Origin of the sequence: Prevotella sp. HMSC077E09 (genome assembly GCF_001814685.1) — a bacterium.
Lineage (GTDB): Bacteria > Bacteroidota > Bacteroidia > Bacteroidales > Bacteroidaceae > Prevotella > Prevotella oris.
On sequence record NZ_KV817582.1, the window covers coordinates 3,592 to 24,995 of the forward strand.

Here is a 21,404-nt window from a genome sequence, read left to right on the forward strand (position 1 = left end):
ACGGGAAATGCAAAAACACCCTCAAAATGGCTTTCCCGCCCTACGGGAAAGCAGAAAAATTGATGCTTAAACAGACTTCACGTGTCTATAGTTTTCTCAATGCAGCCAGCAATGCTTGGTTTTCTGTTTTCGTACCGATAGTGATGCGGAGACAGTTTTCACAATGTTCAATGTGTGCGCAGTTATGCACTGCAATACCTTGATGAAGCAAGTAATCATATATGGCTTGTGCATCAATCATCTGTGCCAAGAAGAAGTTTGCTTCCGTAGGATAGACTTTTTTACAGCAAGGAAGAGCCTGGAAAGCTGACAGCATTCTCGCGCGTTCTTGTTGGATGAGACTTACCCGTTTGGCAGTTTCAAAAGGATCTTTCAGTGCTTCAATAGCTTGCTGTTGGGTCAATGCGTTTATGTTGTTGGGCATAGCAACTTTATTGAACAAATCTATAATGGGCTTATCGGCAAAGACCATGCCTAACCGGATAGCGGCTAATCCCCAGGCGTGGCTCATCGTGTTGAGTACTATGAGGTTTGGATATTGCGCCAGTTCCTTGACGAATGAAGGGCTGTTTGCAAAGTCAATATAGGCTTCATCGATGATGACAATGCCTTGGAAAGAATAGAGAACTTGTTTAATTACGGTATGGTCTATCGTGTTTCCCGTAGGATTATTGGGTGAACAAATGCATATTAATTTAGTGTGTTCATTGCAGGCATCGAGTAGGTTGTCGGCCGTTGTTTGATAATGCTCGTCAAGCAGGACAGAACGATAATCAATATTATTGAGTTCAGCACATCGTCTGTACATATCGTAAGTAGGAGAAATGGCAACGACATTGTCGACCCCAGGCTCGCAAAAGATGCGGAAAGTCATGTCGATAGCCTCATTGCTTCCATTGCTCAAAAAGATATTGGCAGCAGGAACGCCTTTTACGGATGAAATCAACAGTTTAAGTTCCTGTTGTTGTGGAGTGGGATAGCGGTTGAATGGCTTGTTATATGGGTTTTCATTTGCGTTCAGGAGCAGCATGTCCTGCTTTTCTGAATGCTCGCTTTCAATAGCAGTATAGGAAGGTAAATTCCATATATTCTGGCGGCAGAGTGCTTTAATTTCTTTCATGATTCGCTGTTTTTAATGTGTTGATGTCACGAAATAGAGGCCGCATCATATAGATGCTGAAAGCCTGACGTGAGTATTGATAATTCCTTTTATAACAGGAATTACCGTGCAAAAATATGCTTTTTAACGGATATTTCCAAATTATGTTGTAATTTTGTGACCACAGGCTGTCATGCCTTCTGTATTATTGAGAACGTATCAACGCTTATGCGCCATTTATATGCTTTATGCCTTAGAGGATTGCTGATGCTTGTGTTGTTGGCTTCCTGTAAAGAACGAAAAGAAAAGATAGTGACTCCTTGGGGCGAGGTTATCGGTGAGGGTGACTCTCTGCCCAAGCAGGGAAACTTTACACTTTCGGATATTCTGAGTAACGGAGAGCTTATAGTGCTCACCATGTCTGGCCCCGAAACCTACTATGATTATCATGGTAGAGGCATGGGGCTTCAATATCTTTTGGCAGAGAAGTTCGCCCAGAAAATGGGAGTCTCGCTTCGAGTAGAGGTCTGCAAGGATACCATGGAGATGGTGAGAAGATTACAGGCTGGCGATGGAGACCTCATCGCTTTCCCTTTACCGCGACGCTATAAGAATGTAGAGTATTGCGGTGTAAAGATAGATTCTTTGCATGCACAATGGGCTGTGCAATTGGATAACACGGAATTAGCAGACTCACTGAACCATTGGTTTCGTCCGCAGATGATAGCCGCACTGAAGAAAGAAGAAAATTTCTTGCTTTCTACGCGTAGCGTGACACGTCATGTTTATTCGCCGATGTTGAATAGATCGGAAGGCATCATCTCCCGTTGGGATCCTTATTTCAGGCAGTATGCACCTATGGCAGGCTGGGATTGGCGCCTAATGGCGGCTCAATGTTATCAGGAGTCAACGTTTGATCCGCAGGCACATTCATGGGCAGGAGCCTGTGGACTGATGCAGATTATGCCACGGACAGCAGACCATCTGGGGTTGTCGCGTACAGAAATATATGATCCCGAACGGAATATAGCTGCAGCTGCCAAGTATATTTATGAATTGTCTAAACACTTTTCTGATGTTTCTAATCCGATAGAACGGAGCTATTATGTATTGGCCAGTTACAATGGAGGCTACTTCCATATTCGAGATGCCATGGCTTTGGCACGTAAATATGGGCGCAATCCTTATTCTTGGAGTGATGTTCGGGAGTTTGTCTTGCGGCTGAGCACTCCGCCTTATTATAATGATCCAGTGGTGAAGTATGGTTATATGCGTGGTCATGAAACAGTAGATTATGTCAGCCGTATCGTGGACAGGTGGGCGCAATACCGTGGCTTTGCACATTCTACAGGAGGGGGATTTACGGGGGATAGTTTCAAAGGCTTCGGTGGAGGACTTGATAATATGGCACCGTCGCGCGCCAAGCATCGTAACCGTTTTAAGATTTAACTTCCAATCTTTCCCAAGTTTGGGATACTGAATAGGAACTATTATGAGCAAAGATGTATTCCCTGTTAGTGTAATCCATATCAGTTTGCCCTGTAATTTGACAGAGATTACGCTGCTTTTTGACTCAAATCACACGGTGAAATGACTTAAATTGTGAGGTGATTCAATACAAATTACAATGCCATGTCATGGAACCTTATTTTATTTTATCCTAAACAGGGGACGGTCTTAGCTGATATTTTTTGAATGAGAATTATTTATTAATTATGTGAGTCGGTATATGAAAGTAGCTGAAAAAGTTGTAGGGGTGGAATCTTTTTCATAACTTTACATATGAGTTCCCTTTCAGATAGAGGGACTTGTTTGAGTAAAAACGTATCTTTTTAATCGCAAATAGAAAGTATGAATAGTACGATTGCTTTTTTGCTTGGTGGGCTGCTGTTGCTTGTTTGGGTGGGCATATTACTGGTCTTCAAAGAGTTTTGTTTAGACAAGATAAAGAGTGGAGTTTGGAAATATTCGCTGGGAATGATGTTTGCCTATGGGATATTACTCTTGCTTTATGTGGCTTCGGAACATTATTTATCCCTAAAAACACTTTTACTCAACTGGTATATTGGACGTATTCCTGGCGGAATCATCTTGATTCTTGTCCCTGCCTGTTATTCTATCTTCCTTATAGGAAAAGGCTACTTTAAGGAAGGAGGCGAGAAAGCTTCCTTTAAGTGGAAATTAAAGATGATGGTGTCTGTTTTCTTAAATAGTTTTCTGGCATTATTCGGGCTGATGTTCTTTTCTTTCCTCCAGCGAGGCGGTAGTTTTTCGGAGTTAGTAGCACTTATTCAAGAGGCTGCACTGTCAATCAATTGGAGCTGGATGCTTGATTTCGTGGCTTGCTGTGGACTTATCGTGTTGATTGTGTGGCTCGACCATAAGAAGCACTCTTCAAAGTCTAAGCATAAAGGGTAAATAAAATATGAAACCTTTCGCGGATAGGTTCTTCGGAAAGCTTTTGCAGACAGGAGATATGCCGAACTCATGTATTAATTATTCAGCTACCTCTATAAAAATGAGATAGCTGAATAATTGTTTTGTGTATATACAAAGATTTTACTTCTTGCTTTCTTTTTCTCCGATGATACCATGGCGGTAGGCATAGAGAAGTTCTTCAAGGTCTTCAATCTGTTTCTTGAGTTCCATGCCCTTGTCGGTATCGGCAACAAGCATTCTGTGACTGCTCATCTCAACAATCTGGGTTGTAGACTTGATATCTGTTCCACGCTGAACGGCATCGGCTGCACTCGTGAAAGGTTCGTGCTGTACAAGTTGAAAACCGCGGCTGTGATAAACCAATGTGTACCCGGCGATGCCCGTTTCTTTGTGGTAGGCCTGGGAAAAACCGCCATCGATGACCATCAGTTTTCCCGAAGCTTTAATGGGGTTCTCACCATTGGCTACATGCACGGGCACATGTCCGTTGATGATATGTCGGTTGGCTCCCTTCACACCGAAAGCATCAAGGATATAGTCTACAATCTTTTCATTGTCACGCAATAGGAAATAGTTCCCTTTTTCTTCTTTGTGGGTAGATTTGTCGGCAATGAAATAGCGTTCAAAGGTAGCCATTTTATTCTTGTCGAAAAGGGGACTGTTTGGGCCACACCAAAGGTAAATGAAGTAGTCAATGGCATATTTTCTTTCTTCCAATGTACTGTCGTCTTGGAAAGCCGCGCGTATGAGCATGCCTGTCTGTTGCATGAGTTCACGCCCTTTATATTTTCTTCCAGGTTCAATTTCAACTTCTTTCAATGTTCCATCATCGTTAAGAGGAATTGAGGCGTGGAACAGTAGGTTGTCATTGCGAATGGCATACATGCATCCATGTTGTAGCATGAGACGGATATGTTTGTGGAGTTTCTCACTGACCCGGAAGGAATGATGCAGTTTTCCCATCAAGGTTTTCTCTTCGAATGTGAGTGCGCAGGGATGCTTGGGATCAATCGTCGGGAAGTTACAGCTCGTCAGAGGATACTCCTTCCCGTCAAGCAATATCGTACCTTTTTCGTAGTTTATCATCTTGAAAAGTTCACGGTCTTGCATTTTCCACTCGGGATGAGCTTCAAAGAGTTGGGCTTCTTCCTTGAATTGTATGACGGCAATAGCCTTATGCATCTGGGCTGTCAGGCGGAGTGTTTTCTCATCCACCTGCTTTGCTCCGCCACTGAGACGCGGCATGAACTCCTCACAGGGATCGTCCTTGTAGACTTCCATGGCGAATGTGGCTAATGGGACGAGATTGATGCCATATCCTTCTTCGAGGGTTGTGAGATTGGCATAGCGCAGACTCAGACGGATGACATTACAGATACAGGCATCATTTCCTGCGCAAGCCCCCATCCAGAGAATATCGTGATTACCCCATTGTATGTCCCAACTATGGTAGCCAGCCATGGTGTCCATGATGATATGTGCACCCGGGCCACGGTCATAAATATCGCCCAGAATATGCAGTTGGTCGATAGCCAATCTTTGGATAACGTTACATATGGCAATGATGAAGTCATCTGCACGCCCTGTCGAAATGATGGTATCAACGATTACGTTGACATAAGCAGTCTTGTTTGAATTGTTCTCGGTGTGTTCATGCAGCAATTCCTGTATGATATAAGAAAAGTCGGCAGGTAGAGACTTCCTTACTTTTGAGCGTGTGTATTTGCTGGAAACTGTCCGGCAGACAGCTACGAGTTGATGAAGCGTGATGTGATACCAGTCGTTGATATCCTCTTCTGTGACTTTGACTAATTCGAGTTTCTGTTCTGGATAGTAAATAAGTGAGCAGAGTTCCCGTTTTTCTTGTTCGCGAAGAGTGTTTCCGAAGAGTTCGTTCACTTTTCGTTTGATATTTCCAGATGCATTTTTCAATACATGCTGAAAAGCTTCATATTCACCATGTATGTCGGCCAGAAAATGTTCAGTGCCCTTGGGTAGGTTGAGAATGGCCTGCAGGTTGATGATTTCTGTACTTGCATTAGCTATTGTTGGAAAAGTATTGGCCAACAATTGCAGATAACGCATATCTTTTTCAATGTTGTATTTCTTCATAATGTTGCTGAGTTGATATGTTTAGTTAAACGACCATTTGTGGCGGGGATGGGCATGAAGCCCTCCGTGAGTTGTGATTTTTTTTCCATGACAGTCTCTAAACCGGAGACAAATCTATAAAGCTTAAGTTCTTTGAGAATAGTCCCTAATTTATCTTCGTCATAATCTGCAGTGAGCATCAGTTGACTTTGAGCATCCATATCTTGTTGGAGAATTTGACGGCGACCGTATTTATAATGCAGATAGAGAAAACCTTTGAGCACAGCATGCATGATTTCATCGTCGATAGGAGTTTTCAGTTTTGTGATACTGGTATCGATATCAGCTTTAACCTGTTCATCATGTTGTTTCAGGATTTGCTGGTATAACTGTTGCAATTCACTATTGAAGAGCGTCTGTGTGGTATCAACAGTAACAGCCGGATTCTTCATCAGGATGACATTGGCATCGGAATATCTTTTCTTGATATAGTCGTATTCGGCTTTGCCTGTGGTGTGTATGAACAGTTGCTTGGCAAGTGGGTGATTAATAGGTTTCTCACTCCATGGTGCAATCTCAGACAATGGAGAATATAAAATGGGAATGCGTTTCTTCTTTGCACAACGGATTTTTTCTACAACCTCATATGAAGGCCTTCCCAAAACGTGCAGAAGATCATATTTTTGGTCATCCGCCAACGTTGCTTGATTGGCTTCCCATGCCTTTTGCAATACTTCTATGAATGCAGTCTGTTGTCTATTCGCTTCAAGCGGGGGATGAAAAAATCTGATGCGCATATTGTTGTCTATAATTTATGACTTGTGAAATCACTTTTGTCAGCGTGTATATAGCAGAACTTATATCTGAGGTTTCGCCATAACAATAGCATCTCAAGGAAGAACATGCTTCCTTTCCCGAGGTTTTCGTCAAGGTGAGAAATGGCTTTGGAGGCAAGGATTGTGCGTCCGATAATAAGGAGTAATAGAGAAAAGAATGCGCATCCGAGCAATATCCAGTTCTGTATAATGCCAGCAAAAACGCCGCATGCAAGGGAAGCAAGGAAACTGAGATGTAGTGTCATATTTTCAAAGAAGGTACAAAGGCGATTTCCCATATAGCCTTTGAGTAATGGCCTGGAAGCGCGAAAATAGATTTCACGGTTGTACCATGTCTTTCTGCTTGGCTCTTCTTCATACAGCCATGAACTTCTACGAATATCAATGCGTGTGGCATTGTTTCGCCCATATTTGTTGGCAAGGAAATCGTATTCGCCGCGGATCAATTGCAGATTGCCACGGAAGCCTTCTCCTTTCATAAAGTGACTCTTTCGGAATGCGATATTCTGGCAGTTGGTTGCCCATGTTTTTCCACGCTGGCCGGCACGTAAGTATTTGTTGGCTTTAAGTGCATGTTCAAAGCGCCAGATGGCCGGAGTCTTATTGTCGAGAGCCACGTAGCCCATGACAAAGTCTGTGTCGTCTGTCATGTTTTGTCCCCATGAAGCCAACCAAGATTCATCAGCAGGCCTACAGGTTGGATCGGTAATGGATATCCAATCAGTCTTGGCGGCTTTTACACCAAGCGTAATAGCTAATTTTATACGGCTCATATAGCGTGAAGAATCGGGCAGATAGGTAGCATATAGATTATTATACTCACTCATCAGCCATTTCATGAGGTCTTCTGTCTCGTGATCACCTTTATCGGCCACAACTATCACTTGATAGCTACCTGCATATTGCTGACGTAAGAATATTGGTAGATTGCGTTGTAGTTCTGAGAAATTGTCGTGTGTGGGGATGATGATGCTGATGGGAGGAAGTTCTGTTTCTATATTTTCTCTGTTCTGTGACTTGATTTTGCACCGAAAAGGACTGGTCAGCAATGCGATGATTGCCAACAAGATAATGGAAAATCCTAAAATTAATGTAAGTTGATCTATTATCATAAATTTATTCTCGTATCACGTCAGAAGAATTATAAATCCTCTGTAGTATATCCTTTGGGAAGTTTTCGGCAATTGTATTGGCTGGCCATAATCTCACCATAAGCACCAGCACTTCGGATGGCAAGTAGATCTCCGCGGTATGTTTTGTTCAATAGAATACCCTTGGCAAAGACATCACTGGTCTCACATATGGGCCCCACAACATCATAAATCTCGGTAGGCCTATTACTACTGATATTTTCTATTTTATGAACAGCCTGATAGAGAGCTGGTCGTATAAGCTCTGTCATACCAGCATCAACGATAGCAAATTGCTTAGTATCTCCCTGTTTCACATAGAGTGTTCGGGTAATGAGACTTCCACATTGTCCAACGACTGCACGCCCCAATTCGAAATGTAGCTGTTGTCCATGCCGAAGTTTCAAGTATTTGGCATAAGTGTCGAAATAGGCTTTGAAATCGGGGATAGCTGATTTGTCTGGGTGTTCATAGTCAATGCCTAATCCACCCCCGACATTAATGTGTCTGACGGATATACCATGTTTTTCCAATTGGTTTTGTAAATCATTGATGCGTCTGCAAAGTGCAACGAAGTCGGACATGTCAAGAATTTGACTTCCGATATGGAAGTGTAGACCTATGAATTTTACATGTCTCATATGTAAAGCATGATTGATGATGCTCTCCATATCACGCATGGCAATGCCAAATTTATTTTCAGCCAAGCCTGTCGTAATGTTTGAATGGGTGTGTGCTCCTACATCTGGATTTATTCTGAAAGCTACATTGGCCACCTTTCCTTTAGTCCCAGCCAGTTCATTGATGACTTCCAATTCTGGAATACTTTCTACATTGAAGCAGAATATTTCATTATCGAGTCCAAGATTGATTTCCCAATCGCTTTTGCCCACGCCAGCATAGACAATTTCAGAGGCAGGGAAGCCTGCCTCAAGTGCAGTATTAATTTCGCCTCCGCTGACACAGTCAGCCCCGAGACCAGCCTCATGAATGATTTTGAGAAGCTTGGTGTTGGCATTTGCCTTGATAGCATAGTGTACGACGTAGTTGCTGTGTTTGTTGGCTTTGGTCTTGATCTCTGTCAAAGTTCTTCGCAGTAACTCCGTATCGTAGTAGTAGAAAGGCGTTGATAACCTCTGAAACTTCTCAATATTGAAAATTCCTTTCGTCATGAATGCTTCTATTTGTTGGCAAAGAGGATTGCACTTAAGCTTTGAAGAGCTTGCTTTTTGTCTGCTTCTCTAATCAGGAATGAGATGTTATGATTGCTTCCACCATATGAAATCATACGCACGGGGATATTCTTCATAGCATCAAGAGCTTGGCTTTCGAAGCCAAGGTTGTTCCAATCAAGATCGCCTACAACACAGATAATGCACATGTCTGTGTCGACAGTCACCGTGCCGTACTTCTTTAGTTCATTAACGATTTCGTCCAAATGCGTATTGTTGTCTATGCTCATAGATACACCAACTTCACTGGTGGTAATCATATCAATAGGGGTCTGATAGCTTTCGAAAATCTCAAATATTTTTCGAAGGAAACCTGTTGCCAATAACATTCGGCTACTCTTTATCTTCACTGCAGTAATATTATCTTTAGCAGCTACGGCCTTGAATTTTCCTTTGATAACAACGTTATTGATAAGTGTTCCTTCGGCTTTAGGATCCATGGTGTTCTTTAATCTCACGGGGATATTGGCATACTTTGCAGGCAGGACGCAAGTAGGGTGGAGGATTTTAGCACCAAAATAGGCAAGTTCTGCAGCTTCGTCAAAGTTCAATTGGTGGAGTGCTTCCGTATCTTCAACAACCCTCGGGTCGTTGTTGTGCATGCCGTCAATATCCGTCCATATCTGAATTTCCTCTGCAGGAAGCGCAGCACCAACCAAAGAGGCAGTATAGTCACTTCCTCCACGTAGTAGGTTGTCAATCTCACCATAGGCATTACGGCAGATGAAACCCTGAGTAAGATAGATTTGATATCCTTCATTGGCTTTCATGATTTCAGATAGCTTTTCCTTGATGATCTGCAGGTCAGGTTCTCCATTCTTGTCAGTTCGCATAAAGTCGAGAGCATTGAGCAATACGGCTTTGACATCATTCTCTTGCAGGTAGTTTACCACCATGTTTGTGCTCATGATTTCTCCCTGAGCGACAATGCTTTTCTCTTCAAAACTCGTAAAGAGATTTTTGGTGAACGAGCGCAGATAATCAAATTCATCATGTAGGAATTCACGTGTCTTTTGCTTGTAGACTTCAGTAGTATAAAGTTCCTCAACATGGAGCATGTATTTATTTTCAAGGCAGTTGATTATCTCGTTTGCACCGTCAGGGTTTTTCTTGTAGAGATAGTTAGATATTTCGACAAGAGAGTTTGTTGTGCCGCTCATGGCCGAGAGGACAATAAATGTGGGCTCACCAGTTTCTGTTATGAGAGAAGATACTTCCTTTATCCGTTTTGGCGAACCAACGGAAGTGCCTCCAAATTTCATTACTTTCATGATAGTAATATATTTGATTTTAGAGTTTTACGTTTGTTTTATTGGTCATTGTATGCTGCATCTTCACTGAGATCCATTTTGTTGTATTCAGTGGTCACATCATTAATTACACCATTTTTGCATCTGTAGACAATGCCAGGATACTTGTTGAGCATTGGAATATTGTGTGTGGTTATGACGACGGCCGTGCCTGTTGTCGTGATGTTTTTCAGCAGGCTAATAATCTTGCAGGCGGTCTCTGGGTCAAGATTTCCTGTAGGTTCGTCTGCGATGATGATTTTAGGCTTATTCAGAATGGCACGTGCAATGGCCACACGTTGTTGTTCCCCTCCTGAAAGTTCATGAGGCAGTTTATCTATTTTATCGAGCATGCCGACATCGGTTAACACACTTTCAATACGCTCATTGATTTCTTTGTTATCTTTCCAACCAGTAGATTTCAACACGAACTCCAGGTTTTTACGTACAGATTTTTCGTGTAGAAGCTTGAAATCTTGGAAGATAATCCCCATTTCTCGGCGCAGTGCAGGTATGTCACGGCGTTTCAAGGTGATTATATCACGGCCAAGCACTTCGGCTTTCTCTCCTTCCTTACCATCTTCATGGTAGATGTCAAGTTCACAATAGAAAGTTTTGAGTAGACTCGATTTTCCCGAGCCGACTGTACCGATGATATACATGAACTCACCTTCGTCAACGTGAAAGTCTACATTTTTGAGAATCAGACAGTCACCTTGATATATATCTATGTTTTTATAATCTATCAGACTCATTTTATTATTGTTGCTTTATTTTATCATGTAATCTTGTGTGTCTTTTAATCTTGTAACCTATGAAAAGATAATTGTCTTGTTGTGGTAAACCAGTATCTTTCGTTCAATATGCTTTGTCACAGCACGGCTTAATACAATCTTTTCTAAATCTTTTCCTTTCAGCACAAGACTTTCGGGGGTATCTTTATGGGAAATACGTGTGACATTTTGGTCAATAATTGGTCCTGCATCAAGTTCTGCCGTGACATAGTGGCTTGTGGCCCCGATAATCTTGACACCCCGTTCCCAAGCTTGATGATATGGCTTAGCGCCTACAAAAGCAGGAAGGAATGAATGGTGAATATTGATGATATGATTTGGATAGCTTTTAATCATATCATTACTGATGATTTGCATGTAGCGTGCCAAAACAATAAATGTCACCCGTTCCTTCTTCAGAAGTTCCATCTCTGCAGCTTCCACTTCGGCCTTGTTGCTGTGGTCTTTCTTGATAGACCAGACATAATAAGGAATGCCGAACTGCTTAGCAACATAACTCAAATCTTCGTGGTTGCTCACGATACATGGAATCTCTACATTCCATTCACCAGCCTTGTAGCGTGCCAAAAGATCGTATAAACAATGACTCATCTTGCTGACAAAGATAGCCATGCGTGGCTTCTCATCATTAAAATAAAGATTGAAATTCATGTTGTAGCGTACTTTGTAGAGCGTGTTTATGATATCCTCAATCTTCTCTCTTGGTATCATGAAATTCTCCAAATCCCATTCCAATCGCATAAAAAACATGCTGTCCTCACAATCAACATATTGGTCAAGATAGACAATATTGCCATGATTGTCTGTGATAAACTTGGTTATCTCACTGATGATACCTTGTTCATCGGGGCAGTGGAGTAGTAGTATCGCTGTTGGTTTCATACTTGATATTTTCAATTATGCCGGGATATCCTTTTCCCTTGTTACAATATGCAAAGATAGATATTTTAATCAAGAAAGAAGAAGATACCTATTGTTTTTATTACATGAGCAGAAAAGTATGGCCTCAATGTAGTTCTGTAGTATCGAATATGTCACGTGGCAGAATAAAGAATTTGAAAGAGATTGTTCTGGCTGACCCTATCAAGTTGGTTGGCAGTTCTCCTATAGGAGCAGCAATGAAAATGTATGATACAGTTCCTTTTTCAATCTCTTTGTCATTATAGAAATATCTGGGGCTTAATGTAATATTCTGTGAACAGTAGTGAATTGAAAATATTACATTAAGCCCGGATTTTTTGGAATAAGGAATATGGAATTGTTGATTATACGTCAAAGCAATTCCTTATCAAGAATCATTTTTTTACGTTGGCCTGCTGCAGACCGTAGTTTTTCTTCTTGTCGATGAAAAGTAAGGCTGAGGCCACGATGATGGCCGCCGTGCCGCAACCGATGAAGAAGGTTTCCATGCCCGTGAATGTGGGGTCAGCCTTGTTGATTTTGCCAATGGCCATTGGGACGAGACTCAGCCCGATGTTCTGGATGTAGAAGATGATGGCATAGGCTGAACCTAACAGTTTCATTGGAATAATCTTCGGGACACTTGGCCACATGGCCGATGGAACCAAGGAAAAAGCTATGCCCAGAACAATCATCATGATGACGGCAAACCAACCGACCGGCAGGATGTGGAGCATGAAAATGACGTGTACAAGGGTCAGCATCACACTACCGATAAGCATGAGCGTTGCTCCTTTCCCGATGCGGTCGTAGATAGTGCCGAAGAGAGGGGTAAGGATGATTGTTCCGAGAGGAATGGCACCGGGCAGAGAGCCAGCAAGACTGCTCGGTACGCCATAATTCTCGACCATCAATTTCGTAGCGAATTTAAGGAATGGAAACACACCGCTGTAGAACATCAGACAGAGTAGGGTGATGCACCAGAAGCCGGGGTTGGTGAAAATAAACTTCAAATCGGCAAAGTGGAAGCCCTCGTCCTCGGCGGGTTCACTCTGTGCTGATGCTTCGGTGGAGGCGTCGAGTTTCTTGTCCATTACGGTGTACACGATGAAGGCTAAGAAGCCTGCAATCAACAGTACGAGCCCCAAGAGAATCGGAGCACTGACATGGTTGCCGAAAGCTTTGGCGAGCGGGAGAGAACCTGCCATGGCTGCTGTTGTGCCGAGTCGTGCCAGGCCTACCTGTACGCCCATGGCAAGGGCCAGTTCATGACCGGTGAACCATTTGGTGATGACTTTCGAAATGGTGATACCGCAGATTTCGCATCCTACGCCGAAAATGGCAAAGCCCAATGAAGCCACAGCTGCTGACATCGGGAGAGAGAAGTTGACGAACTGTAAAGTAAAGGTGCTGTCGCCGAAGTCGGCTGTCACACCGATATACTTGATGACCACACCGACAACCATGAGTCCGCTGGCCATGACCCCCGTAAACCGTATGCCCATCTTGTCGAGGATAAGCCCGCCAAAGAAGAGCATGAGTAAAAATACGTTGATGAGTCCGTAGCTCCCTGCAAAGAAACCATAGTCGCTTGAAGACCAACCGAGGCCACCTTGTGCCTTGGATGTTTCGAGCAATACTTCGAGCGGAGACATTACATCGGTGATAAAATATCCCATCATCATTGTGAAGGCTACAATGAAGAGGGCAGTCCAGCGTGCTCCCGCACTGTCACTGAGTTTTTTTCTGATGAGCTCTGTCATTTTCGTTTATTTTCTGTTATTTGTTTTATATGTTTATTTCTTCAGCCATTTATCAAGCCACTCAAAGAATGTGCGTTGCCACAGTATGCCGTTCTGGGGTTTCAGCACCCAGTGGTTCTCGTCGGGAAAGAGCAGCATTTCGGCAGGAATACCACGCAGGCGTGCTGCATTGAAGGCCCCCATGCCTTGGTTGGCATTGATGCGGTAGTCTTTTTCTCCATGAATGACGAGAATTGGCGTGTCCCATTTATCAACAAATTTATGGGGACTGTTCTCATAGGTTTTCTTTGCCCGTTCGGTTAAGTCTTTGTTCCAATAGGCATCCTCGTATTCCCAGTTGCTGAACCAAACTTCTTCCGTGTCGGTGTACATGCTCTCAAGATTGAAGGCACCGTCATGGGCAATGAATGCTTTGAAGCGTTTGTTATGGTGGCCGGCAAGGTAGTATACTGAAAAGCCTCCGAAGCTGGCCCCTACACATCCTAATCGGTCTTTATCCACAAATGGGAGGTTGGCAGCGGCATCGTCTATTGCGCTTAGATAATCGTTCATACACTGTCCTGTCCAGTCGCCGCTGACTTCCTCGTTCCATTCGCTTCCAAAACCAGGAAGGCCTCGGCGGTTAGGGGCAACAACCACGTAGCCGTGAGCAGCCATGATGAAGAAATTCCAGCGATAACTCCAGAACTGGCTTACAGGACTTTGCGGGCCTCCTTCACAGAACAGTAGCGTAGGGTATTTCTTGTTGGCATCGAAGTGTGGTGGCAGAACAATCCACACTAATTCTTCTTTGCCGTCTGTTGTTTTCACCCACCGTTGTTGGAGTGTAGGCATGGCCAGTTGATTGAGGATATGTTCGTTCTCAAAAGTCAGCTGGGTAAGCTTACTTTTTTTCTCAGTCTTAGAAGGAGTAAGCAAGTATAAGTCATCGGGCTGGAGCATGGAGTGGCGCGAAACCAGCAGATTGCGCGTGTTGCCTAATGTTTTTATACTTCCAAAATCATACCAACCATCGGTCAGTTGCATGACTTTGCCCTCAAGCGTTGCCTGATAGACATTTATGCAGGCATGCCAGCAACCAAGGAAGTAAACGCTCTTGCTGTCGTTGGCCCATACGTATTCATCAACGTTGCTGTCAAAATTGTCTTTATGAATCAGATAATGCTTTTTCCCTGTACTTATTTCCATGATACAAAGACGGTTGAGATCACTTTCATATCCGTCATGTTCCATGCTCTGCCAGCTGATATACTTGCCGTCAGGAGAGAATTTCGGATTGACATCATAGCCTACCTGCATGTCGCCATTCTGATGGTTCACCTGCTGTCCTTTCATCGTTTTGGTGGCATCAATTTTCGGTTCCTGATAGCCTTCCGGCTTACAGAGATTGGTCGTTTTTCCCGTTGTCAGACTGTAGAGATAGATGTCTGTATCCGTGGAAATGGCATATTGTGTGCCTTCTTTCTTTCGGCTGGTATAGGCGATGCTCTTAGAGTCTGTGCTCCAGGCAAGCTGTCCGATACCCCCGAAAGGTGCCACGGGAGACTCATAGGGTTCACCCTCCATGATGTCTTTTCCTTCATTGATGCCATTTGTGGTTACATTGGCCACGAAAGGGTGGGCGATAGTTTCCACGTAATGATCCCAATGCCGATAGTTCATGTCTGTAATCCGCAGACCAGTAGCCTTTGGTAAATCAGAAGGATTTTGTCGGATAGTTCCATGATAGGGGATGCTTTTAATATATACCACCTTTTTCTCATCGGGCGAAAAGGCAAATCCTTCAATGCTTCCTTGGGTGTGGGAGAGTTGCTGTCGGTTCTTTCCATCAGCTGTCATTACCCAAATCTCCCCATCACGGAGAAAGGCTATACGTTGTCCTCCCCCAATCCATATAGCATCACTCTCATTCTTGTTGTCCATTGTAAGTTGGCGCTTGTTCTTTCTGTTGGCGTCCTGGACAAAGAGCATGGTATGGCTTTTATTTTCTTCTACACTATAATAAGAAACCTGATAAACTATTGATTTGCCGTCAGGAGAGGGGGACGCCCCTCCAATACGCCCCATTCCCCATAGGACTTCTGGGGTCATGAGGTCGGACTGCAGTTTCATGTTGTTGGGGCCGATCATCGTCTGAGCGTTCGTTTGGGGCGATATAGCCAATAGTTGGGCTATCATCGCAATAGCAATACATTTATTCATTCTCTGTAACTGAAAGAACCACAGACTCTGCAAAAGTAGGTCTTCACTTCTCTCTCCATAGCATTATATAAAAGATAGAAAAAGATTGTAAGACCGTAAGCTTGCATACTCTGTGGTTGTCTGTTAGTTAAAGTTCTCTTTTCTTTTTATTGAGTTCTTCTTGTTTACGGTGAAGTTCTTCCTGTTGTTTTTTCTGCATATCCTGAATGGCCTGCAGGCGAGCAGCCAAACCGCTCTGTTTTTTAGGATTGGCCTTGTTTTCCTGATAGCGTTGTTCAAGGATTGCGAGCAACTTCTCGTCGTTGGTTGTCTTGCGTAGTGCCCACATGATGGCGGCACTGAAGAAGAGACTCACGAAATAATAGAAGTTTAGGCCCGCACTGTAATCATTGAACATGAAGAAAAACATCACTGGCATGAGGAACATCATCCATTGCATCATCTTCATCTGGTCAGCCTGTTGACCAACCATCTGGTCCTTTTGCTGGCGCATGGTCATCACCGTGTAAAGCACATTGGCCACACAGAACAGAATACAAGTGAGACTCAAATGGTCACCAATAAGCCATATGTTGTGGTTCCATTCCCATATAGGGTCAAAGGTACTGAGGTCTTTTATCCATAAGAAGCTTTCACCACGTAGTTGGATAGCATTCGGTACAAAGTTGAACATGGCAATCCAGATTGGTGCCTGGATGAGCATTGGCAGACAGCCTGACAATGGGCTTACGCCATATTTGGCATATTCTGACATCATGGCCTGTTGCTTCTGCATTTGGTCTTCAGGCTTGTTGAATTGCTTGGTTGCCTCGTCTAATTTCGGTTTCAACACACGCATTTTGGCACTGCTCATATAGCTCTTCTTTACCATCGGATAGGTGAGGAGCTTCAATAAAAGAGTTATCAGAATGAGCACAATGCCCATGTTGATGTTCATGCCCGTGAGAAAATCGAACACATAAAGTGTGAACCAACGGTTTATGATACGGAAGAGCGGCCAGCCAAGATATACGAGACGTTGCATCTGAAGGTCTTTACCGAAGTGACATTCTCCTTCCATTTTCTGCAGGAGACGGAAGTCATTTGGACCATAATAGAAATCAAATTCCGACGCTTGCCTACCGGTTGGATCGAAAAATGTCTTCATCTTGGCTTCATATTGTTTCAGATATCCACTTCCTTTTTCTTGTGGAATGGAGGTCATCAGGGCATTGTTCTGAAAGTCATTCTTGGCAATCATCACCGCACTGAAGAATTGATTCTTGAATGCAATCCAATCAATCTTGTCCTCAATAGCTTCATCTGTAATTTCTTTACCCTCGTTGAGATAATCTGTTCCACCCTCTGCCTTGTGGTAGGTGAGAGTGGCATATCTGTTTTCAAAGGTAAAGCCTCTTTCCTGTTGGCGTACTTTGTCTTTCCAATTCACGTCCATCGTCTGTGTACCCGGTGAGAAAAGACCAGCCATGCCCTGTGCACTCAATTGCATGTGAAGCATATAGTCCTTGCCCAAGACATACTTTAGGGTGAGTGTCTTGCCTTCACCGGCATTGGCCGTGAATGTGACCGTGGAGTCTGTTACTTGTGAAGGAACAAAATAAAGGTCAGAGGTGTTGATATTTGTTTCTTTGGCACTAAGCATATAACTCAAGCTTTGGTCAGCGCCATTGAAAAGAATTACATCATTCTGATCGGCTGAACCATCTTTAACTTTGAGATTATGGCCTACGTAACCTTTAATAACAGCTTTCTCTACAGTTGCTCCTTTGGTATTGAGCGTCAGTTCCACTTTCTTGTTCTTCAGAACTATCTGTTCGGCATTGCCAGTAAGAGTTTTGTGGAAGAGCGACGTTGTGTCGTCCAACACCTTCTGTCTTTCAGCCTGTTGTTTCTGTCTTTCGGCCTGCTGGGTAGCCTTTAGTGATTGGCTTTTATTGACCTGTTCAATAGAGTCCTTTACAAAGGCGGCACGCTGTTCTTCTGCAGAAGGTTGGTTATACCAGCTGAAACCTATCAGAACGACCGCGATGAGCAGAAAACCGATAATGTTGTTCTTATCCATTTATTTTTTCTTATTTGCTATTGCTGTTTTCACAAAATCCACAAACAGAGGATGTGGTTTGAGGACTGTGGATTGATATTCCGGATGATATTGTGTGCCGATGTACCATTTCAAGGTCGGGATTTCTACGATCTCAACCAAATCACTCTCTGGGTTCTTACCCACACACATCATGCCGTGTTTCTCGAATTCTTTCTGATATTCGTTGTTGAATTCATAACGATGACGGTGACGTTCCTGGATATTCTCTTTCTTATAGATATTGAATACACGGCTTCCTTGTCTGAGCACACATTCGTAGGCACCTAATCGCATCGTTCCTCCCATGTTGGAAATATTCTTTTGTTCCTCCATGATATCGATGACATTATGGGGTGTTTTCTCATCCATCTCACGGCTGTTAGCATCAGAATATCCCAAAACATTACGTGCAAATTCAATGACCATCATCTGCATACCCAAGCAAATACCGAAAGTCGGTATGTCGTGGGTACGTGTGTAATGAGCTGCTATGATTTTCCCTTCGATACCACGTTGCCCAAATCCCGGACAGATCATGATGCCGTCTTGACCTGAAAGTTTGTCGGCAACATTGTCTTCGGTGATACCTTCTGAATTGATAAAGCTGATATTGACCTTATAATCATTGTAAGTTCCGGCGTGAGAGAGGCTTTCACGAATACTCTTATAGGCATCCTGTAAGTCGTATTTGCCAACAAGACCGATGTTGACAGTCTCTGTAGCATGTTCTCTCCGTTCGATAAATTCCTTCCAAGGTCCCAATACAGGTGTCTTTCCGATAGGCTCTCCAACCTTCCGCAGGATAGCTTCGTCAAGCTTTTGGTTTAGCATATTCACCGGCACTTCATAGATAGAGGGCAAATCTTCACTCTGTACGACGCAGTCAAAATCAACATTACAGAAAGCAGCTACCTTTTTCCGAATAGCATCATTGAGGTGCATTTCCGTACGGAGCACGAGGATATCGGGTTGAATGCCGATGCTTTGAAGTTCCTTTACGCTATGTTGTGTGGGTTTGGTTTTAAGTTCTCCGGCAGCCTTGAGATAGGGTACATAGGTCAAGTGGATGCTGATGGCGCGTTTTCCTAATTCCCATTTCATTTGTCGGATAGCCTCCATGAAAGGAGCACTCTCAATGTCACCAATGGTTCCTCCGATTTCGGTTATCACAAAATCGTAGTGATATTTCTGTCCGAGGTGCTTGATGTTACGTTTTATTTCATCAGTGATATGTGGTACCACTTGAATGGTTTTGCCCAGATAATCCCCACGGCGTTCCTTGTCTATAACGGCCTTATAGATGCGTCCCGTAGTCATACTGTTGGCTTTTGTGGTCTGAATACCCGTGAAACGTTCGTAGTGTCCTAAGTCTAAGTCGGTTTCCATACCGTCTGCAGTGACATAGCATTCTCCGTGTTCATAGGGATTAAGCGTGCCCGGATCAATGTTGATATACGGGTCGAACTTCTGAATAGTGATGTTGTAGCCTCTGGCTTGCAGAAGCTTTCCGATGGAAGCACTGATAATTCCCTTGCCGAGCGAGGAAACTACGCCACCGGTGACGAATATAAACTTTGTTTCAGCCACAATAATTATGTCTTTATTGGTTCAGCGTGCAAATTTAGTCTTTTTTCATGAGATAGGCAAACGTTTCTTTAGAAAGAATATGAAAATCCAAGACTTGCATATTCCTTGAGTTGCCAGTAACCATATTTACCGTCACGTGATGCACCATCATCAAAGCGAGGATAGATGAAGATATTTGTACTGATATAGCGGTTGAACTGGAAGACAATGGTGTTTTCCCATTCTATCTCCCCACGTCTGTAAGTCGTGTACCCATAGAGTCGCGTTCTCCATTTTATCATATCGCTCATTTTCCAGGACAGATCAACCGTACATTCTGAACCGATATCGTGCAGAGTATGTCTGCCTTCCTTGAGTCCATAGCGTTTACTCAGGTCGAGTCGGCTGACATATCTGAAGTTATAGGCTGCCGGAGCTAAGTGGATAGTGCCTGTGAGTCGTTTGTCAAACCATGACACCACGTAATCCATACCGACAGAAAGGTTGATGTTCAGAGGGTTGATGAAGTCACTGTAAACAAAGGTGTCGTTGTTCTTGTAGCCTCTCATGAACTGCGTATAGGCAATGAGTTGGGTGGTATAATACCATCTGTTTGTAGCTTGGAAACCTAATTTTCCCGTATAACGCAACAGGTCTTCACTGGTTTTGAGTTTATGAAGATTGTCGCTGCGTGAGGTCTGGAAGCCAAGTTTCATTTCGAGTTTGTTATCCCATTTCACCTTTTGTTTGTTGTTATAGTTGGCTTGAAGCGTTACGGCTCCAACCATACTGTAGTTACTTTCGCCTCCCTTGTACCAGTTGTTTGAAACATAATTCTGTAGAAACTGGAGGTAGTAGTCTCCATGATAAGTCCAGAAGTTGGGCTTATAGATTTCAATACTGGCATCTACGTATTCGGGTTCGGTCGTCTTCGGAGATATATGTTCACTAAGATGTTGGTTATTAGGCTTTATAGCCTTATCCACTTCAAGTGTCGGCCCAATGATATCGAGGTGACTTTCCGTAGTCTTTACGAGGTCAGGACGACGGAGGTAAATATTCAAAAGGGCATCATCAAGCAGCTTGGTTAAAGTCGCTGAATCTGTCTCTGCAAATGAAAATATTCTGTGACTGACCCCCTTATAAAAAGTGGGAGGCAGAAAGAGCCGGGCATAGTTGGCTTGAGAGAAAGGCAGTTGAGCGTCTGCAAGTTTCCTTTGCGTGGTCATAAGGCTGTCAATGTAGCGCTCTGCAATGGTGTGAGGCTTGCTTGCTGACGGCATACGAAAGGTTTGTGCCTGTGTTTGGAATGCCATTCCACAGGCGAGGATGAATATGGATATCGTTGTAAATCGTCTCATAATGCGCACAAAGGTAATGCAAAAAATGCAGAAAACCAAAGCCTTTGGAAAGGAAAAAAGCAGTATGCTTGTGGATGAAAGGGAAAAGTTGTCGTGATGATGTAAAGGTGAATAGGAGCTGTCTGTTACTGTTTTGGATAGAAATATAAATAAACATCTTTTAAGAAAAAATTCAAAATATCATACAATATTTGTCTTCCTGACTTTTCATATTTTGGCTTTTGCCTGTCTGTTTCTATCTAAGAATGGTTCAATATGTGTCATCCGGAGTTCTGATATGGTTCATTTTGTCGGATGAAATGGGTCATTTTGCCTTGTGATTTGAGTCATCTTACAAGCCTTTTTGAGGCATATTGTGCAGTTTTGTAACGGCGTTGTTTTTATTTGTGATGTGGGGAAACAAAAAAGGGAAAGTCAACATGCGACTTTCCCGAGAGCAAAGATAATGATTTTTGAATGCAAATGCAAATCTGTTGTGAATTTAATTTACAGGAAGTTGTGGCTTTATGGCTCTTCAAAAAATGTCGGATGGTCATTTTGAAAGGTTGGTCTTACTGCTCAATCTGAATTGGACTGCGTTTTTTTAACTATGTGTTTGTGTATTTCCTGCATTTTTTGT

General features: G+C 43.2%; 16 protein-coding genes. 3 read left to right on the forward strand and 13 right to left on the reverse strand.

Annotated elements, in window-relative coordinates:
• Positions 1-85: 85 nt before the first annotated feature.
• Entirely contained in the window at positions 86-1,120 is a 1,035-nt protein-coding gene (gene hisC / locus HMPREF2983_RS10130) for a histidinol-phosphate transaminase (RefSeq protein ID WP_070668049.1), read from the reverse strand.
• 246 nt (positions 1,121-1,366) lie between these two features.
• Here hisC and HMPREF2983_RS10135 point away from each other — a divergent pair, with 246 nt between their 5' ends.
• Positions 1,367-2,548 (forward strand): MltF family protein, encoded by a 1,182-nt coding sequence (locus tag HMPREF2983_RS10135; RefSeq protein ID WP_083316802.1) that lies wholly within the window; start codon positions 1,367-1,369, stop codon positions 2,546-2,548.
• 402 nt (positions 2,549-2,950) lie between these two features.
• Positions 2,951-3,517: a hypothetical protein gene (locus HMPREF2983_RS10140; RefSeq protein ID WP_004376124.1), complete on the forward strand. Its 567-nt coding sequence runs from the start codon at positions 2,951-2,953 to the stop codon at positions 3,515-3,517.
• 141 nt (positions 3,518-3,658) lie between these two features.
• Here the strand turns inward: HMPREF2983_RS10140 and HMPREF2983_RS10145 are convergent, their stop codons facing one another.
• From HMPREF2983_RS10145 to purU, 7 genes are read right to left on the reverse strand one after another with little or no spacing between them, the layout of a single operon-like run.
• The gene (locus HMPREF2983_RS10145; RefSeq protein WP_070668051.1) at positions 3,659-5,650 is read right to left on the reverse strand and encodes a fructose-bisphosphatase class III; all 1,992 of its coding nucleotides are present in this window, start codon (positions 5,648-5,650) and stop codon (positions 3,659-3,661) included.
• Entirely contained in the window at positions 5,647-6,426 is a 780-nt protein-coding gene (locus HMPREF2983_RS10150) for a hypothetical protein (protein WP_070668053.1), read from the reverse strand. The genes HMPREF2983_RS10145 and HMPREF2983_RS10150 overlap by 4 nt, the downstream gene beginning before the upstream one ends.
• A gap of 8 nt (positions 6,427-6,434) precedes the next feature.
• Positions 6,435-7,577: a glycosyltransferase gene (locus HMPREF2983_RS10155; protein WP_070668055.1), complete on the reverse strand. Its 1,143-nt coding sequence runs from the start codon at positions 7,575-7,577 to the stop codon at positions 6,435-6,437.
• Between the two features lie 29 nt (positions 7,578-7,606).
• On the reverse strand, positions 7,607-8,767 hold the full coding sequence (lysA, locus tag HMPREF2983_RS10160; protein ID WP_070668057.1) for a diaminopimelate decarboxylase: 1,161 nt from the start codon (positions 8,765-8,767) through the stop codon (positions 7,607-7,609).
• An 8-nt stretch (positions 8,768-8,775) separates the two neighbouring features.
• Positions 8,776-10,098, reverse strand: coding sequence for an aspartate kinase (locus HMPREF2983_RS10165; RefSeq protein WP_070668059.1), 1,323 nt, complete (start codon positions 10,096-10,098; stop codon positions 8,776-8,778).
• 38 nt (positions 10,099-10,136) lie between these two features.
• A complete protein-coding gene (locus HMPREF2983_RS10170; protein ID WP_070668061.1) occupies positions 10,137-10,871 on the reverse strand; it encodes a cell division ATP-binding protein FtsE in 735 nt (244 codons plus the stop codon).
• Between the two features lie 57 nt (positions 10,872-10,928).
• Positions 10,929-11,792: a formyltetrahydrofolate deformylase gene (gene purU, locus HMPREF2983_RS10175; protein ID WP_070668269.1), complete on the reverse strand. Its 864-nt coding sequence runs from the start codon at positions 11,790-11,792 to the stop codon at positions 10,929-10,931.
• Positions 11,793-11,809: 17 nt separating this feature from the next.
• Between purU and HMPREF2983_RS14065 the strand changes: the two genes are divergently transcribed.
• On the forward strand, positions 11,810-12,076 hold the full coding sequence (locus HMPREF2983_RS14065) for a hypothetical protein (RefSeq protein ID WP_070668063.1): 267 nt from the start codon (positions 11,810-11,812) through the stop codon (positions 12,074-12,076).
• 129 nt (positions 12,077-12,205) lie between these two features.
• Here the strand turns inward: HMPREF2983_RS14065 and HMPREF2983_RS10185 are convergent, their stop codons facing one another.
• The 5 genes from HMPREF2983_RS10185 to HMPREF2983_RS10205 form a co-directional block, all read right to left on the reverse strand.
• Positions 12,206-13,573: an MFS transporter gene (locus HMPREF2983_RS10185; protein ID WP_070668065.1), complete on the reverse strand. Its 1,368-nt coding sequence runs from the start codon at positions 13,571-13,573 to the stop codon at positions 12,206-12,208.
• A gap of 33 nt (positions 13,574-13,606) precedes the next feature.
• The gene (locus HMPREF2983_RS10190; RefSeq protein WP_070668067.1) at positions 13,607-15,775 is read right to left on the reverse strand and encodes a dipeptidyl-peptidase Dpp5; all 2,169 of its coding nucleotides are present in this window, start codon (positions 15,773-15,775) and stop codon (positions 13,607-13,609) included.
• Positions 15,776-15,902: 127 nt separating this feature from the next.
• Complete coding sequence (yidC, locus tag HMPREF2983_RS10195; RefSeq protein WP_070668069.1) at positions 15,903-17,837, reverse strand: membrane protein insertase YidC; 1,935 nt, start codon at positions 17,835-17,837, stop codon at positions 15,903-15,905.
• Positions 17,838-19,445, reverse strand: coding sequence for a CTP synthase (locus HMPREF2983_RS10200; protein ID WP_070668070.1), 1,608 nt, complete (start codon positions 19,443-19,445; stop codon positions 17,838-17,840).
• Between the two features lie 68 nt (positions 19,446-19,513).
• Complete coding sequence (locus HMPREF2983_RS10205; RefSeq protein WP_070668072.1) at positions 19,514-20,785, reverse strand: DUF3078 domain-containing protein; 1,272 nt, start codon at positions 20,783-20,785, stop codon at positions 19,514-19,516.
• Positions 20,786-21,404 lie beyond the last annotated feature (619 nt).

Bases quoted from the DNA above. Each gene is read 5' to 3' on its own strand.
- hisC (WP_070668049.1), bottom strand. From the start codon at position 1,120: ATGAAAGAAATTAAAGCACTCTGCCGCCAGAATATATGGAATTTACCT.
- HMPREF2983_RS10135 (WP_083316802.1), top strand. From the start codon at position 1,367: ATGCTTGTGTTGTTGGCTTCCTGTAAAGAACGAAAAGAAAAGATAGTG.
- HMPREF2983_RS10140 (WP_004376124.1), top strand. From the start codon at position 2,951: ATGAATAGTACGATTGCTTTTTTGCTTGGTGGGCTGCTGTTGCTTGTT.
- HMPREF2983_RS10145 (WP_070668051.1), bottom strand. From the start codon at position 5,650: ATGAAGAAATACAACATTGAAAAAGATATGCGTTATCTGCAATTGTTG.
- HMPREF2983_RS10150 (WP_070668053.1), bottom strand. From the start codon at position 6,426: ATGCGCATCAGATTTTTTCATCCCCCGCTTGAAGCGAATAGACAACAG.
- HMPREF2983_RS10155 (WP_070668055.1), bottom strand. From the start codon at position 7,577: ATGATAATAGATCAACTTACATTAATTTTAGGATTTTCCATTATCTTG.
- lysA (WP_070668057.1), bottom strand. From the start codon at position 8,767: ATGACGAAAGGAATTTTCAATATTGAGAAGTTTCAGAGGTTATCAACG.
- HMPREF2983_RS10165 (WP_070668059.1), bottom strand. From the start codon at position 10,098: ATGAAAGTAATGAAATTTGGAGGCACTTCCGTTGGTTCGCCAAAACGG.
- HMPREF2983_RS10170 (WP_070668061.1), bottom strand. From the start codon at position 10,871: ATGAGTCTGATAGATTATAAAAACATAGATATATATCAAGGTGACTGT.
- purU (WP_070668269.1), bottom strand. From the start codon at position 11,792: ATGAAACCAACAGCGATACTACTACTCCACTGCCCCGATGAACAAGGT.
- HMPREF2983_RS14065 (WP_070668063.1), top strand. From the start codon at position 11,810: ATGCCGGGATATCCTTTTCCCTTGTTACAATATGCAAAGATAGATATT.
- HMPREF2983_RS10185 (WP_070668065.1), bottom strand. From the start codon at position 13,573: ATGACAGAGCTCATCAGAAAAAAACTCAGTGACAGTGCGGGAGCACGC.
- HMPREF2983_RS10190 (WP_070668067.1), bottom strand. From the start codon at position 15,775: ATGAATAAATGTATTGCTATTGCGATGATAGCCCAACTATTGGCTATA.
- yidC (WP_070668069.1), bottom strand. From the start codon at position 17,837: ATGGATAAGAACAACATTATCGGTTTTCTGCTCATCGCGGTCGTTCTG.
- HMPREF2983_RS10205 (WP_070668072.1), bottom strand. From the start codon at position 20,785: ATGAGACGATTTACAACGATATCCATATTCATCCTCGCCTGTGGAATG.